This is a genomic window from Roseobacter phycocola, assembly GCF_042055075.2.
GTDB lineage: Bacteria > Pseudomonadota > Alphaproteobacteria > Rhodobacterales > Rhodobacteraceae > Roseobacter.
The window spans coordinates 1,395,384-1,408,024 of record NZ_CP194010.1 but is presented as its reverse complement, the minus strand read 5'-3'; the positions used below and the strand labels follow the sequence as shown (position 1 = coordinate 1,408,024).

Here is a 12,641-nt window from a genome sequence, read left to right as displayed (position 1 = left end):
GCGGCCCCGAGCCGTTAGTTTTTCTGAACGCTGGCGAAGATATCCTGCTTTGTCAAACCGTTCTGCATGACGGATACAGTGGCGAGGAGCACAACAACCCAGCAGGTGTGAAAGATCATGGAACAGGTTATCCGCGCCGCAGCCCCCGATGACATCTCCGGCCTGGTCCGGTTGCTGATGTCGGACGCAAAGGCGCGGCAATCCACCGACCCGGCTCTGTGGAAGATTTCCGGCGACGCACCTGCGCAGATCAGCGAGGCGCTGACCTTTGCGCTGACCGCGGCTGAGCAACCTTTTCGCCAGGTATGGCTGGTGGCCGAAACCGCCGGGCAGATCACCGGGGTTGTGCATTCGATGCTGCTCCCGGTACCGCCGATCTATGCAGGCTCAAAAGGGGATCCGGGGCTGATCCTGCCGGACAGTTTTGTGTCCCCTGATGCGCCGGATGGTACCGCCGGTTCACTTGTAGCGGCGGCTGAGGATGCCCTGCGCGCGCTGGGTGCACAGATCATTCTGTCATCATGGGTCACGGGCGAAAACTGGAAAGAAGCTTTCGCCCGGCGTGGCTATGATCCTCTGACCCTATATCTGTCACGGACCGGGTTCCGCGCGCAGGATGAAGCCACTGATGTGCGCGACGCCAGCATGGATGACATCGCGGGGATTGTCCGGCGCAGCGCCGAAAACAGGCGTGTTCTGTTCGACATTGACCCCTTCTGGGAAAGCCATCCGGAGGCAGATGCCCGGTTTGGGGCCTGGATGACCCGCAGCCTGACGCTCGAAGACCGCGATATGCGGGTTGTCGGACCGCCCGGTGAAGTCGCGGGATATGTGATTGCACAGCCTGCGTCGCGGCTCCATTTTCCGCCCGCCAATGACATCAGCGGCACCGGGGTTATTGATGATTTTTACCACCACGAACTGGCTGATTTTGAGAAGTCCCTACCGAATGCTCCTGGTGCGGCTGCTCTGCTTCATGCCGCTGAAACCGCTTTTCAGCAAAGAGGCATTGATACAGCTTTTGTAGTTTGCCCGGCGGGCTGGTATTCAAAAATCCGCATGCTGGAGACCGCCGGTTACGAAACGGCCATGGTCTGGTCCATCAGGCGTTGACTGAGCGGCCCCTCTGCTGCAATGCCGATGGGTCGGACGGGTCGGAGAACCGACAGACCCGCGGGACACGGGCGTGTCCAGCGGATGTCAGCCGGAAACGATCTGAAGATGCCGGTGTTTTCTGGCGTACTCCTGAAATTCGCTGAAGGGCATTGGCTTGCCGAAGAGGTATCCCTGTGCTTCGCCGACATGGTGCGCTCTGAGAAAATTCAGATGTTCCTGTGTCTCTACACCTTCGCACAGAATGATCATTCCCATCTTCCGGCACAGTTTTTCAACGGCTTCGAGGATGCTCTCCGCAGCCGGATCAGAGCCAAGCCCGGATATCAGGGATTTGTCGACCTTCAGCTTATTGATCGGCAGACGCGACAACTGGCCCAGCGACGAATAACCGGTGCCGAAATCATCAAGGGCCCAGCGAACGCCCCTGAACTGAATATCCCGCATCTTTTCGACGTGCTCACCGGTTCCGTCGAACAACACGGTTTCGGTCAGCTCCAGCCAAAGGCGGGAGGCCGGGAAGCCCGTTTTCTGCAACAGGTTATTGAGGTTGCAGACGATATCCCCGGAGGCCATCTGCACACCTGAAACATTGACTGCCACCGTCAGGTGCTCTGGCAGCTGTAAGGTGTCCGCGATGGCTTTTTCAATGACCCAGGCGCCGATTTCGTGGATGAACCCCGTCGATTCCGCGATTTCGATGAATTCGTCAGGAAAAACCTGGCCGAGGGTGCCTGATTTCCAGCGGATCAGCGCTTCGGATCCGGTCAGCCTGAGGTCCCTGACGCAATGCTGGGGCTGGTACCAGACCTCGAATTCTTCACGATCAAGTGCCTGTCCCATGGCGCGTTCTATCTGGCGGGAGCGGAACTGCCTGGCGGAGATCACCGGATTGAAAGGACGCGGAGCGCTGTCGCCTTCCTGACGGGCGGAATCGAGTGATTCTTCAGCCCGGGTCAGCGCTTCCTGCGCCGAAATACTTTTGTCGGGCGCGATCACTGCGTAGCCTGTGTTGACCCCGACGCTGGCGTGCGACCCGTCCAGTTTGTAAGGGGCGCTGACAATATCACCGATCCGTTTGGCCAGAATGGCAGCATCATGTTCATCAGTCGCGAATTCAGTAAAACAGGCGAAAGTATCGCCCCCCAACCGCGCGACGGCTGATGTATTCACGTCCGCGTCCTCAAGCCGCTTGACGACTGTCTGCAGCAGTGCATCCCCCACGGGACGGCCCAGCACGGTATTGACGGTTTTGAACCGGCTGAGATTGAAGGCAAAGACCGCAAACGGTTCCCTGGCTTCGAGGCGCATCTGGATGAATTCGATGAACACCCCGCGCCGCAACGCACCGGTCAGCGCATCGTAGCTGGAGAGATAGGCAATGTCGCGTTCCTGCTGTTTTTGCGTCGTGACGTCCCGGATCGAAAGCGTCGCAATGCGGACAGCCCGCCCCCTGCCTCGCGAGAAAGAAACCGTCTCCGAAGGCGTGACGGTGTATTCCAGGTACAATGTGCCACCGGTGCCGCCGGTTTCATGTTTGCGGAGCGAACTGCCTTTGCCGCTCTTTATTGCGTCAAGCGCCTGCTGCTTGAGGCGCGGGGGCACTATGGGCACCCCGTCCGGACCACCCCCAAAGAGCCGCAGTGCAGTCTGGCTGTGTTTCCGCACCGCGCCAGTCTCATCAACAATGATGATCGCGTCGAAACTGTCGTCAAAAACCTGTTGCAGCAGCGCAGAGGTGTTCGCAACCTCCTGCCGCTGGCGGCTGATGACAGCGCGGTTGACTTTGAGGCGCCACAGGAGAGACCAGCTGCAGAAGGCCAGCAACCCGGGGTAAAGAGCCCCTGTTGGCAGAACGATTGCGGATCTGGCGAAAAGATGCAGGGCGGCTACCTCAGCGGCGGCAATGCTGACGGCTCCGGTCACAAGCTGAAACGCCGGGTTCCGGAACGGGCGGGTCTGCAGCACCAGAAGCAGGATCAGAAGGGCGCCACAGACCAGCGCTGGTTCCAGTCGCATCGGGACGGCACCCGAGGCCAGAGTTTCGGTGGCCAGAACATGCACAAGAGGTCCGGGAATAATGCCGTGAACGGGCACGGTGAACAGATCGCCCAGTTCAATGGCCGATGCGCCAACAACCACCGAGCGCCCCGCAATACTTTGTGGGTCAAACCTGCCGCGCGCAACATCGTAAGCGGACAGCACCGGCACGCTGTCCGGCCGGATTGAATAGTTGATGGAAAAACTGTCTGACCGTTCGGAGAAGGCCCCGGTGAGCAATGCTGCGGCCGATGGGATGAATTCATCCTCCACCATGTCACCGTATGGGTAAAAACGGACAGCCCCCTGGTTGTCGCTGAAGACATTGACCAGCGCAGGCCAGCTTCGGGTGGCGAACAGATCGAGCGGGCGGTTTGTCACAGGAGCGGTCGCGCCATCCCGGTCCAGCTGCCGGAAAACCGGAAGATAGGCATTGCCTGAACGCTCCAGCGCATCGGCAAATGCGGCGTCGCCCGCGGGATCTGCCGCAAAGGCAAAATCCACATCGAAGAACACATCAAGCGCACCGGCCTCAGTGAGATTTTCGAGGATGTTACCGTGTATTCTGCGCGACCACGGCCATTCACCAACGGCCTGCAGAGAAGCCGCATCGATCGCGACAAACACGAAATCCCCGGATGCATCCCGGGTGATCAGTGCTGACCGGACATCTTCCAGCCGTTCATTGAACGCGCGCAGAAAGCCGCCGCGGTCCATCAGGACAACCGCGGCGACGATCACATGTGCTGCAATCAGACAACGTGCGATATGCAGCCGGGCAGTCAGTCGTCCCTACCGTTTCCGCCGCCGTTCCCGCCGCTGTTTCCGCCGCCGTTCCCGCCGCTGTTTCCGCCGCCGTTCCCGCCGCTGTTTCCGCCGCCGTTCCCGCCGCTGTTTCCGCCGCCGTTCCCGCCGCTGTTTCCGCCGCCGTTCCCGCCGCCGTTGCCGCCGCCGTTCCCGCCGCTGTTGCCGCCGCCGTTCCCGCCGCTGTTGCCACCGCCGTTCCCGCCGCTGTTGCCGCCGCCGTTCCCGCCGCTGTTGCCACCGCCGTTCCCGCCGCTGTTGCCATTGCCGTTTCCGCCGGCGTTGTTCGATTTACCGCCTGCGTTGTTGGTTTTGCCGTTTGCTGCAAAGGCTTTCCCGTTGGCGATACCCGTCGCACTTGCATTCTGACGGGCAGTCTCAGGCGGTGCTGGCCGCAGGCTCAGGCTGAAACTGTTTGGAGCCCCCGGGACGCGACTTGTCACTTCAGAACGCTCAACGCTCAGTGAGCCACCGGAAGATGTGGCCTCCCGGCCTTCGCTGACGTCAACGCTGCGGCCCTCGCTGCGCACTTCGACAAGCCCTTTGTCCACGCGGACCGATGCGCTGTTCTCATCTGTTGTGACTTCAAGCACGGTGCCTTTGATCACCGCGGCCAGATGTGGGGTCACAACGCTTGTCCGTTTCCGGTCCCGGCTTGAGACTGACAGGAACACGGACCCACGCCGCTGGGTAACCTGTGTCGTCTGTCCGGTCGGCTTAGAGACCGACAGCGCTGCGAGCGTATTGGCCCGGTAAATGATCCGCTCGGAACCCCGTGCCAGAATTACGCGGCTGCGGGCGCCTGTCCTGATCCAGGTCCCGCTGGTCAGTTCGGTGCCGTCTTCTGCACGGCTCCAGGTCGTCCCGTCAACTGAAACGCGGACGTTGCCGTCTGCACGCTGCAGCTCCCAGGTTTCAGCAAGCGCCGGAAAGGTGCTGATCATCAAAAAGGCTACAAAGGCCAGAATACGGACGAACATGAGTAATCTCCTTGGAAAGCACAGAGGGAATGCCTCCAAGAAGTAAAAAAATGCCAAATACCACCCTGTTTCGGGCCGTATATGGTTAACAGTCGCCTGGTCTGCACGGGCGCCGCGGATGCCGGGTTTTCGTCCAACAGCGGTGCACAATAACTGCGCCCCCAGCCCTGCATCATGGCGCAGCTCGACAGCCACAAAACCCGCTCATCACAGCCGGAACCATGCGTGTACCAGGGAAACACGCGCGCCCGACCACCAATGCCCGAACGTCGGCGGGGTCAGCTCAGCAGCACATCCCCGAATGTCTCGCGCAGATTGCGCTTGAGCACCTTGCCTGTGGCATTCCGTGGCAGAACGTCCGTAAAGACCACCGTGTCAGGCACCTGCCAGCGTGCAACCCTGCCCTTGAATACCGCCAGAACGTCTTCAACGTCTGCCTCGGCGCCCTCCTCCAGTACGGCAATCAGCACCGGGCGTTCGTCCCATTTGGCATGACGTGCGCCGATCACAGCCGCATCCGCCAGAGCGGGATGGGCAATGGCAATGCCCTCCAGTTCGACCGAACTGATCCACTCTCCGCCGGACTTGATGATGTCCTTCGAGCGGTCGCGGATCGTCAGGTATCCGTCGGGATCAATGGTGGCCACGTCGCCGGTGTTGAACCAGCCGTCCTGCAGCGTTTCATCGGCTGTGCTCTGGAAATATGCCTCAAGGATGTAATGCCCGCGGACCAGCAGTTCGCCCTGTGTCTGCCCGTCCTGCGGCAGATCCGCACCATTCGCATCCACGATTTTCATCTCCACGCCCCAGGGTGGTCTTCCCTGGTTCTCGCGCAGCCGGTGCTGGTCAGCAAGCGGCAGTTCCGCGTGCCGGGCCAGAGGCGTGTTGATCGTCCCCAGCGGTGACATCTCGGTCATACCCCAGGCATGTACGGTGTCCACACCATAACGCTCCCGGAAAGTCCCGATCATCGATGGCGGGCATGCTGATCCTCCCACAACCGTTTTCTCCAGCGATTTCAGTTCACTGCCAGCCGCTTCTGCATGGCCGAGCAGGCCGAGCCATATCGTTGGCACACCCAGAGCCACAGAGACGTTATACGTATCGATCAGACTGACCAGGGATGCGCCATCGAGCCCCGGCCCCGGCAGCACCATGCGCGATCCGGTCATGGCGCAGGCATAGGGCGTGCCCCAGGCATTAACGTGGAACATGGGTACAACCGGGAGGACCACATCCTTCGCGGAAAAACCGATGCTGTCCGGCAGACTCGCGGCGAAACTGTGCAACACCGTGGACCGGTGGGAAAAGAGAACGCCTTTTGGGTTCCCGGTCGTTCCGGAGGTATAACAGAGGCTTGAAGCCGTTTCTTCATCCAGTTCCGGCCATGTGTATGCGTCATCACCCGAAGCCAGAAGATCATCATAGGCCATGATGCCCGGTAACGTTTCACCGGCATCGCCCACATCCGCCTCCATCAGCACGATGTGCTTCAGCGTCGTCAGCTGGTCGCGGATGGCGGCCACAAGCGGCACAAAGGTGCTGTCGATAAACAGGACCTCGTCCCCGGCGTGGTTGATAATATAGACCAATTGTTCGGGAAAAAGCCGCGGGTTTATGGTGTGGCACACAAAGCCCCCGCCTGAGACACCGAAGTAAATCTCCAGATGCCGCCTGTTGTTCCAGGCAATGGTGGCGCAGCGCGCCTGTGGACCGAGACCGAGGCCGGTGAGTGCCGAGGCGAGCCTGCGCGCATTTCTGTCAATCTGCCCCCATGTGGTCCGTTCGGTTCCGCCGCCGGTGTTCACCGACACAATGTCCGTCTGCCCGTGATAGCGGCCCGCATGTGCCACAAGCGACGAAATCGTCAGCGGCATCTGCATCATTTGTCCCAGCATCGGATCCCTCCCGTGATCGCCCGTGTCACAGCGTGCCCGCTGGGTCGGGTTCTGGCAAGCCTTGGCAAAACCGGCCGGGGCCGCTAAGCCCGCGCCATGACCCTGAAATACCACACTCCGCTGAGCGCTGAGGAACAGTCAGACCTTGGCATTGACCCGCCTGCCGTGCTCGCCATGGCCGACCGGGTGCGTTTTTCTGAACTCGACCCCCTGAAGCACGTCAACAACGCAGTCTATATGGCCTGGTTTGAGCGGTTGCGGATCAGGTACACCCAGGAATGGGGCCTCACACGATACGCTCTGACCGGCGACGGACCACGCATCGTGATCCGGTCGGGTGCTATCCATTACCGGCAGGAGATGCTGATGGATGAAGACTATGTGGTGACCTGCCAGTGCACGGGTTTCCGGCGGACGTCCTTCACCCTGGCGCAGCAGCTCTGGGCCGGTGGCACGCTGCGCGCCACTTTCGAATGCGTGCTTGTCCTGCTGAACCAGGACGGTGACGGCAGGTACCCTGTTCCCGATGCGATGATCGACAGGTTCCGCGCAGTTGATGGCGCGACACCCGACAGGTGAGATCAGCCGCGGTTGCGGTGGATGAAGCCCACAAGCGCTGCGGTTGAGCCGTCTTTGCCCGAGGCATCTGCCGTGCCCTCGACGACCGGCTGAAGCGACGTGGCTAGTTCCTTGCCCAGCTCCACGCCCCACTGGTCGAACGAGTTGATCCCTAGGATAACGCCCTCGACAAACACCCGGTGTTCATAGAGCGCCACGATCTGACCGAGGGTAAACGGATCAAGCTGCGGCCAGGCCAGCGTAACGGACGGCCGGTTACCTTCGAACACACGGTGTTGCGCCTGGCGCTCCAGTTCGTCGCCTGTCAGGCCTTTTTCGGCCATGCGCGCGCGCGCTTCCTCAATGCTGCGGCCGCGCATCAGGGCTTCGGACTGCGCGAGACAGTTCGCCACAAGCAGCTGATGGTGATGTGCCAGATCGCTTTCGTGACCTTCAGCGGCAATCATGAATTCGCAGGGAATGACCCTCGTGCCCTGGTGGATCAGCTGGTAAAAGGCGTGCTGGCCATTGGTGCCCGCCGCCCCCCAGACAACCGGCCCGCTGTCGACAGTGACCGGCATACCGTCCATCTGCACACGCTTGCCGTTCGATTCCATCTCAAGCTGCTGGAAATAGTCCGGCAGCCGCGCAAGGCGCTGGTCATAGGGCAGCACAGCCCGGCTGGCATGACCGCAGACCTGCGCGTGCCAAACGCCTGTCAGCGCCAGCAGGACCGGTAGATTTTCAAGGAATTTTGCCGCCTGAAAGTGCCGGTCCATTGCCTGTCCGCCGCGCAAAAAGGCGTCAAAGGCTTCCGGTCCGATAGCGATCATCAGCGACAGGCCAATCGGGCCCCACATGGAGTAACGGCCGCCAACCCAGTCCTCGAACCCGAATACACGCTCTGCCGGAATGCCGAAATCTGCGGTTAGTTTCGCCGCAGTGCTGAGCGCTGCGAACTGCGCGCCAGGATCAACGCCCTGATCGGCCATCCACGCGCGGGCCGTGCGCGCATTGGTCATTGTTTCGATCGTCGTAAAGGTTTTGGACGCGACAATTACCAGCGTGGTTCTGGCATCCAGCCCCCGCAGCGTATCGGCAATATGCGCGCCATCGACGTTTGACACAAAATGACAGCGTGGCCCGTCCGCCCAGGGGCTGAGCGCCTGATATGCCATCGCGGGGCCAAGGTCCGATCCGCCGATCCCGATATTCACCACATCCGTGATGCCGCTGTCGCGCACCTGACGCGCATAGGCCCGCATCCGGTCCAGAGTGTCCAGCACGCCGGGCATCACATCCTGCCCGTCCACCATGACAGGGTCGCCATCTAGGTTCCGCAGAGCTGTGTGCAGAACTGCACGTCCTTCGGTGTCATTGATGGCCGCACCGCTGAACATTGCGTCGCGTTTTTCTGCGACCCCGGCAGCGTCAGCCAGCGCAATCAGCGCATCGCGCGTTTCCGTGTCGATATTGGTTTTGGAGTAGTCAAACAGCATATCGCCGGTCTGGGCGCTGAATACCTGCGCTCTGTCAGGCGCGTCGAAGAGCGAAAGGATCCGACGGTCCCGGTTTTGCCGTTCAAGGCCGCGCAATGCGTCCCACTGCGTGTTCAGGCGGCCCAATGGACATTCCCTCCTTTGATCGCGGCACCAATCGGGGCCTGAGCCGCCGGCAGGGTCATGGCCCGTTCCAGTGCTGCTTTTTTGTCGTCACCAAAGATGATCAGATGTTTGTCCATGGCTCCCTCAAGAACGGGTCCGCTGAGCGAAATGCGCGCTTCGGGCTGGCTGTCCGGCGCCATGGCGACCAGATGCGGCGCGTTGCGGTCCAGGGCTGCCTCAACCCCTGGTGCATCAGGGAACAGCGAGGCCGTGTGCATATCGGCCCCCATACCCAGCAACAGCACCGAAACCGGGATCAGCGGCGCAATTTCCGCAGAGAGCACCGGAGCTGCCTCTTCGGCCGTCATGCCCTCACGGTAGAACGGAAAAAACTGTGCCGCCGCCGCCCGGCCCGTCAGCAGACGCTCTTTGACCAGCGCGGTGTTTGACCGGGGGTGGTCTTCGGGCACCCAGCGTTCGTCTGTCAGCATGACATGAACGCGGGACCAGTCGATATCCACCGAACTCATCGCATCAAAAACCGGCCCCGGCGTTGTACCACCCGGCACAGCAAAGCTGGCTACATCGTGGCGCAGCAGGCATTTTCGCAGATCACTTGTGATCGCATGGGCGACATTCATCACCGCCATGTCTCTGTCAGCATTTTCGTTGAAATTCATGGTGCCACCTTTCGCCAGGCCCGCGCGTCCCGCGCCATCAGCTGATCTGAGGCATCCGGGCCGGCGCTGCCGCTGTCATAGGGTTTGGGCACATCGGCGCGTGCTGTCCAGCCCTCAATGATCGGATCGGTCCAGGCCCAGGCGGCCTCAACCTCGTCGCCGCGCATAAACAAAGTCTGGTTGCCACGGATCACATCCATGATCAGCCGCTCATAGGCATCCACGTTTTCAGCGCCCTCCGGGCCAAGCGCATCCGCAAAGGTCATGTCCAGCGGCACATCAATCAGGCGCATCCCGCCCGGTCCGGGCTCCTTGATCGTCACGCCCAGCGTAATGCCCTCGTTCGGCTGCAGCCTGATTGACAGCACATTGCGGTGACGTCCGGCTTCGTCACCAAAGATCGAATGGGGCGTATCCTTGAAAACAACAGAAATCTCGCTGGACCGCGCCGTCATCCGCTTGCCCGTGCGCAGATAGATCGGTGTGCCCGCCCAACGCCAGTTGGCCACATGGGTTTTCATTGCCAGAAAGCTCTCGGTCCGCGAACGCGGATCGCCGACGGCGGTACGGTAATCCGGCATGTCCTCCGGGTCATCCGGATCAGCGTCATACTGGCCCCGGACGATGTGATGCGGCTCCACTGGCTCCAGCGCGCGGATCACCTTGAGCTTTTCGTCGCGCACAGCATCGGGGTCAAACCGTGCCGGCGGCTCCATCGCGATAAGGCACAGCAGCTGCATCAGGTGGTTCTGCACCATGTCCCGCATGGCGCCGGATTTGTCGTAATATTCGCCCCGCCCGCCGACACCAACGGTTTCTGCGACCGTAATCTGGATATGGTCAATGAACTGACTGTTCCACAACGGCTCAAAGAGCATGTTGCCAAACCGGATCGCCATCAGGTTCTGTACGGTTTCCTTGCCCAGATAGTGGTCAATCCGGTAAATCTGTTTCTCGTCAAAGTACTTTGCGAGCGTGGCATTGAGTTCGCGCGCTGTCGCAAGATCGCGGCCAAAGGGTTTCTCCACGACAATTCTGGCGGTGTCGTCCGCCATGCCATAGCTTTGCAGCCGCTCGGCCAGAACACCGAACAACGACGGTGCCACCGAGAAATAATAGGCTTCGATGCGGTCGCTGCCCGCCATCTTGTCCCGCAGCGTTTCCCAGCCGCCCGTGCCTTTTGCGTCAATTGCCACGTAATCAAGGCATTCAAGGAAGTTCTCAAGTGTTCCGTCCTCGCAGGCGCGGTCGCCGCCGAATTCGCGGATCGCTTCGGCGGCAAGCGCCTGGTATGCTGCGCGGTCCATACTACTGCGTGCGGCACCGATAATGCGCGCATCCGGCGGCATCTGCGATGAACAGTACCGGCGGAACAGGCCCGGCAGAATCTTGCGGCGGGCGAGGTCGCCTGTTCCGCCGAAGATGACAAGATCAAAGGGATCGACAGGGATAACGCGCGAAACCATAGTTTTTTTCCTGAATGCACTGCCCGCAGGCCGGTTTGTGTTAGCGCAAACATACTCAAAAGCGCCCTGATCACAAGACCGTGCACGGCAGTGGGCGGATGTTTTCTTGCCTTTATCTGTACCCTGCCCCATTTTCTGGCTCAAGAAGGACAAAGGACCCCCCGCGATATGAAAGATCTCGCTGAGGCCAACGCAGGCAAGTTTCTCGACCCGGACGTCACCGCGAAAGGAGAACAACGCGCTACCGTCGCGCTCACCGCTCCAAAAACGCTTTGGTTCAATACCGGTACCCTGTGCAACATTGAATGTGTGAACTGCTATATTGAGAGCAGCCCGTCCAATGATGCGCTGGTGTATATAACAGCGGATGAGGTCCGTGACTATCTGGACCAGCTGGAAGAGCGGTCCTGGGGCGTGACGGAGATCGCGTTCACGGGGGGCGAACCCTTCATGAACCCGCAGATGATCGGGATGGCTGAGGCGGCGCTGGAACGCGGGTATGATGTGCTGATCCTGACCAATGCAATGCGCCCGATGATGCGGCGCGGTATGCAGCAAGGCCTGCTACGCCTGAACGCCGCATGGCCGGGGAAACTGACGCTGCGGATATCGGTCGATCACTACGACATGGATCTGCATGATGCCGAACGCGGTGCCGGTGCTTTCGACAAGACCCTGAAGGGTATGCACTGGCTGCGCGACAACGACATCCGCATGGCTGTGGCCGGCCGTTCTGTGATGGCGCACAGCGAGGCGGAAAGCCGGGCCGGATATGCCGCATTCTTTGCCGAGCATGGATTTAACATTGATGCAGACGACCCGGGCATGACTGTTCTGTTTCCTGAAATGGACACGAGTGTCGAAGTGCCGGAGATCACGACCGCCTGCTGGGGTATTCTGGGCAAATCCCCGGACGCACTGATGTGTGCGTCATCTCGGATGGTCGTCAAACGCAAGGGGGCTGCGAAACCCGCCGTGCTGGCCTGTACCCTCCTGCCCTATGATGCGGCTTTTGAACTGGGGACAACGCTCCGGGAAGCCGAAGGGTCGGTTGCGCTGAACCATCCTCACTGCGCGAAGTTCTGCGTTCTGGGTGGCGCGAGCTGTTCTGCCTGAGGACAGGGAGGTCAGTGCAGTGTGAATTCACCTGTCACGTTGCGCCATTCGCCGGGGCTGATCATTTTGCGGTGCGTGAACCGCACCGAATGCAGGGGCCCTTCGATTTCTGACTGCCAGTACTCCACAAACTGAAATAACCGCGGATGGTCCGGGGCGATGTCGTATTCCTGCCAGACAAAGGTGTTCAGCACATGGGTGAAATCTGGCATGTGATAAAAGAACTCGGCTGTCGTCAGGCCATAGCCCTTCAGCATCAGTTCGGTCTCGGACATGGGCATTTTTAGCGCCTCTTTTCTGTTGCTCCCCCTCAGAATGCCACGAAGAAATTACTTTTCAATAAAAACAGTGTGTTATCACTCAAGCAGCGTTGCTGCCAGCG

At 60.4% G+C, this 12,641-nt stretch carries 10 protein-coding genes; 3 read left to right on the top strand and 7 right to left on the bottom strand.

What is annotated here, in order from left to right:
* Positions 1-117 precede the first annotated feature (117 nt).
* On the top strand, positions 118-1,113 hold the full coding sequence (locus tag AB4K19_RS06945) for a hypothetical protein (protein WP_375227702.1): 996 nt from the start codon (positions 118-120) through the stop codon (positions 1,111-1,113).
* An 87-nt stretch (positions 1,114-1,200) separates the two neighbouring features.
* Here the strand turns inward: AB4K19_RS06945 and AB4K19_RS06940 are convergent, their stop codons facing one another.
* The 3 genes from AB4K19_RS06940 to AB4K19_RS06930 form a co-directional block, all read right to left on the bottom strand.
* Positions 1,201-3,870, bottom strand: a complete 2,670-nt coding sequence (locus tag AB4K19_RS06940) for an EAL domain-containing protein (protein ID WP_436399371.1) — start codon at positions 3,868-3,870, stop codon at positions 1,201-1,203.
* 65 nt (positions 3,871-3,935) lie between these two features.
* A complete protein-coding gene (locus AB4K19_RS06935; protein ID WP_436399370.1) occupies positions 3,936-4,937 on the bottom strand; it encodes a FecR domain-containing protein in 1,002 nt (333 codons plus the stop codon).
* A gap of 278 nt (positions 4,938-5,215) precedes the next feature.
* Positions 5,216-6,835 (bottom strand): long-chain-fatty-acid--CoA ligase, encoded by a 1,620-nt coding sequence (locus AB4K19_RS06930; protein WP_436399369.1) that lies wholly within the window; start codon positions 6,833-6,835, stop codon positions 5,216-5,218.
* Positions 6,836-6,931: 96 nt separating this feature from the next.
* On the opposite strand from AB4K19_RS06930, the gene AB4K19_RS06925 reads away from it, so the two are divergent.
* Positions 6,932-7,414 (top strand): acyl-CoA thioesterase, encoded by a 483-nt coding sequence (locus AB4K19_RS06925; RefSeq protein ID WP_436399368.1) that lies wholly within the window; start codon positions 6,932-6,934, stop codon positions 7,412-7,414.
* Positions 7,415-7,416: 2 nt separating this feature from the next.
* Here the strand turns inward: AB4K19_RS06925 and pgi are convergent, their stop codons facing one another.
* Genes pgi through zwf form a run of 3 tightly spaced genes read right to left on the bottom strand, consistent with a single transcriptional unit; the run spans position 7,417 to position 11,143 of the window.
* The gene (gene pgi / locus AB4K19_RS06920; protein WP_375230857.1) at positions 7,417-9,009 is read right to left on the bottom strand and encodes a glucose-6-phosphate isomerase; all 1,593 of its coding nucleotides are present in this window, start codon (positions 9,007-9,009) and stop codon (positions 7,417-7,419) included.
* Positions 9,006-9,677, bottom strand: coding sequence for a 6-phosphogluconolactonase (pgl, locus tag AB4K19_RS06915; protein ID WP_375227698.1), 672 nt, complete (start codon positions 9,675-9,677; stop codon positions 9,006-9,008). Before pgl ends, pgi begins: the two co-directional genes overlap by 4 nt.
* The gene (zwf, locus tag AB4K19_RS06910) at positions 9,674-11,143 is read right to left on the bottom strand and encodes a glucose-6-phosphate dehydrogenase (protein ID WP_375227697.1); all 1,470 of its coding nucleotides are present in this window, start codon (positions 11,141-11,143) and stop codon (positions 9,674-9,676) included. The genes pgl and zwf overlap by 4 nt, the downstream gene beginning before the upstream one ends.
* 168 nt (positions 11,144-11,311) lie before the next feature.
* Between zwf and AB4K19_RS06905 the strand changes: the two genes are divergently transcribed.
* The gene (locus AB4K19_RS06905) at positions 11,312-12,259 is read left to right on the top strand and encodes a radical SAM protein (RefSeq protein ID WP_436399367.1); all 948 of its coding nucleotides are present in this window, start codon (positions 11,312-11,314) and stop codon (positions 12,257-12,259) included.
* Positions 12,260-12,270: 11 nt separating this feature from the next.
* Here AB4K19_RS06905 and AB4K19_RS06900 read toward each other — a convergent pair whose 3' ends face one another.
* Positions 12,271-12,540: an usg protein gene (locus AB4K19_RS06900; protein ID WP_375227696.1), complete on the bottom strand. Its 270-nt coding sequence runs from the start codon at positions 12,538-12,540 to the stop codon at positions 12,271-12,273.
* Between the last annotated feature and the right edge of the window lie 101 nt (positions 12,541-12,641).

Coding starts and splice junctions, on each gene's coding strand:
- pgl (WP_375227698.1), bottom strand. CDS start 9,677: ATGAATTTCAACGAAAATGCTGACAGAGACATGGCGGTGATGAATGTC.
- AB4K19_RS06930 (WP_436399369.1), bottom strand. CDS start 6,835: ATGCTGGGACAAATGATGCAGATGCCGCTGACGATTTCGTCGCTTGTG.
- AB4K19_RS06905 (WP_436399367.1), top strand. CDS start 11,312: ATGAAAGATCTCGCTGAGGCCAACGCAGGCAAGTTTCTCGACCCGGAC.
- AB4K19_RS06900 (WP_375227696.1), bottom strand. CDS start 12,540: ATGCCCATGTCCGAGACCGAACTGATGCTGAAGGGCTATGGCCTGACG.
- AB4K19_RS06925 (WP_436399368.1), top strand. CDS start 6,932: ATGACCCTGAAATACCACACTCCGCTGAGCGCTGAGGAACAGTCAGAC.
- AB4K19_RS06935 (WP_436399370.1), bottom strand. CDS start 4,937: ATGTTCGTCCGTATTCTGGCCTTTGTAGCCTTTTTGATGATCAGCACC.
- AB4K19_RS06945 (WP_375227702.1), top strand. CDS start 118: ATGGAACAGGTTATCCGCGCCGCAGCCCCCGATGACATCTCCGGCCTG.
- AB4K19_RS06940 (WP_436399371.1), bottom strand. CDS start 3,870: ATGGACCGCGGCGGCTTTCTGCGCGCGTTCAATGAACGGCTGGAAGAT.
- zwf (WP_375227697.1), bottom strand. CDS start 11,143: ATGGTTTCGCGCGTTATCCCTGTCGATCCCTTTGATCTTGTCATCTTC.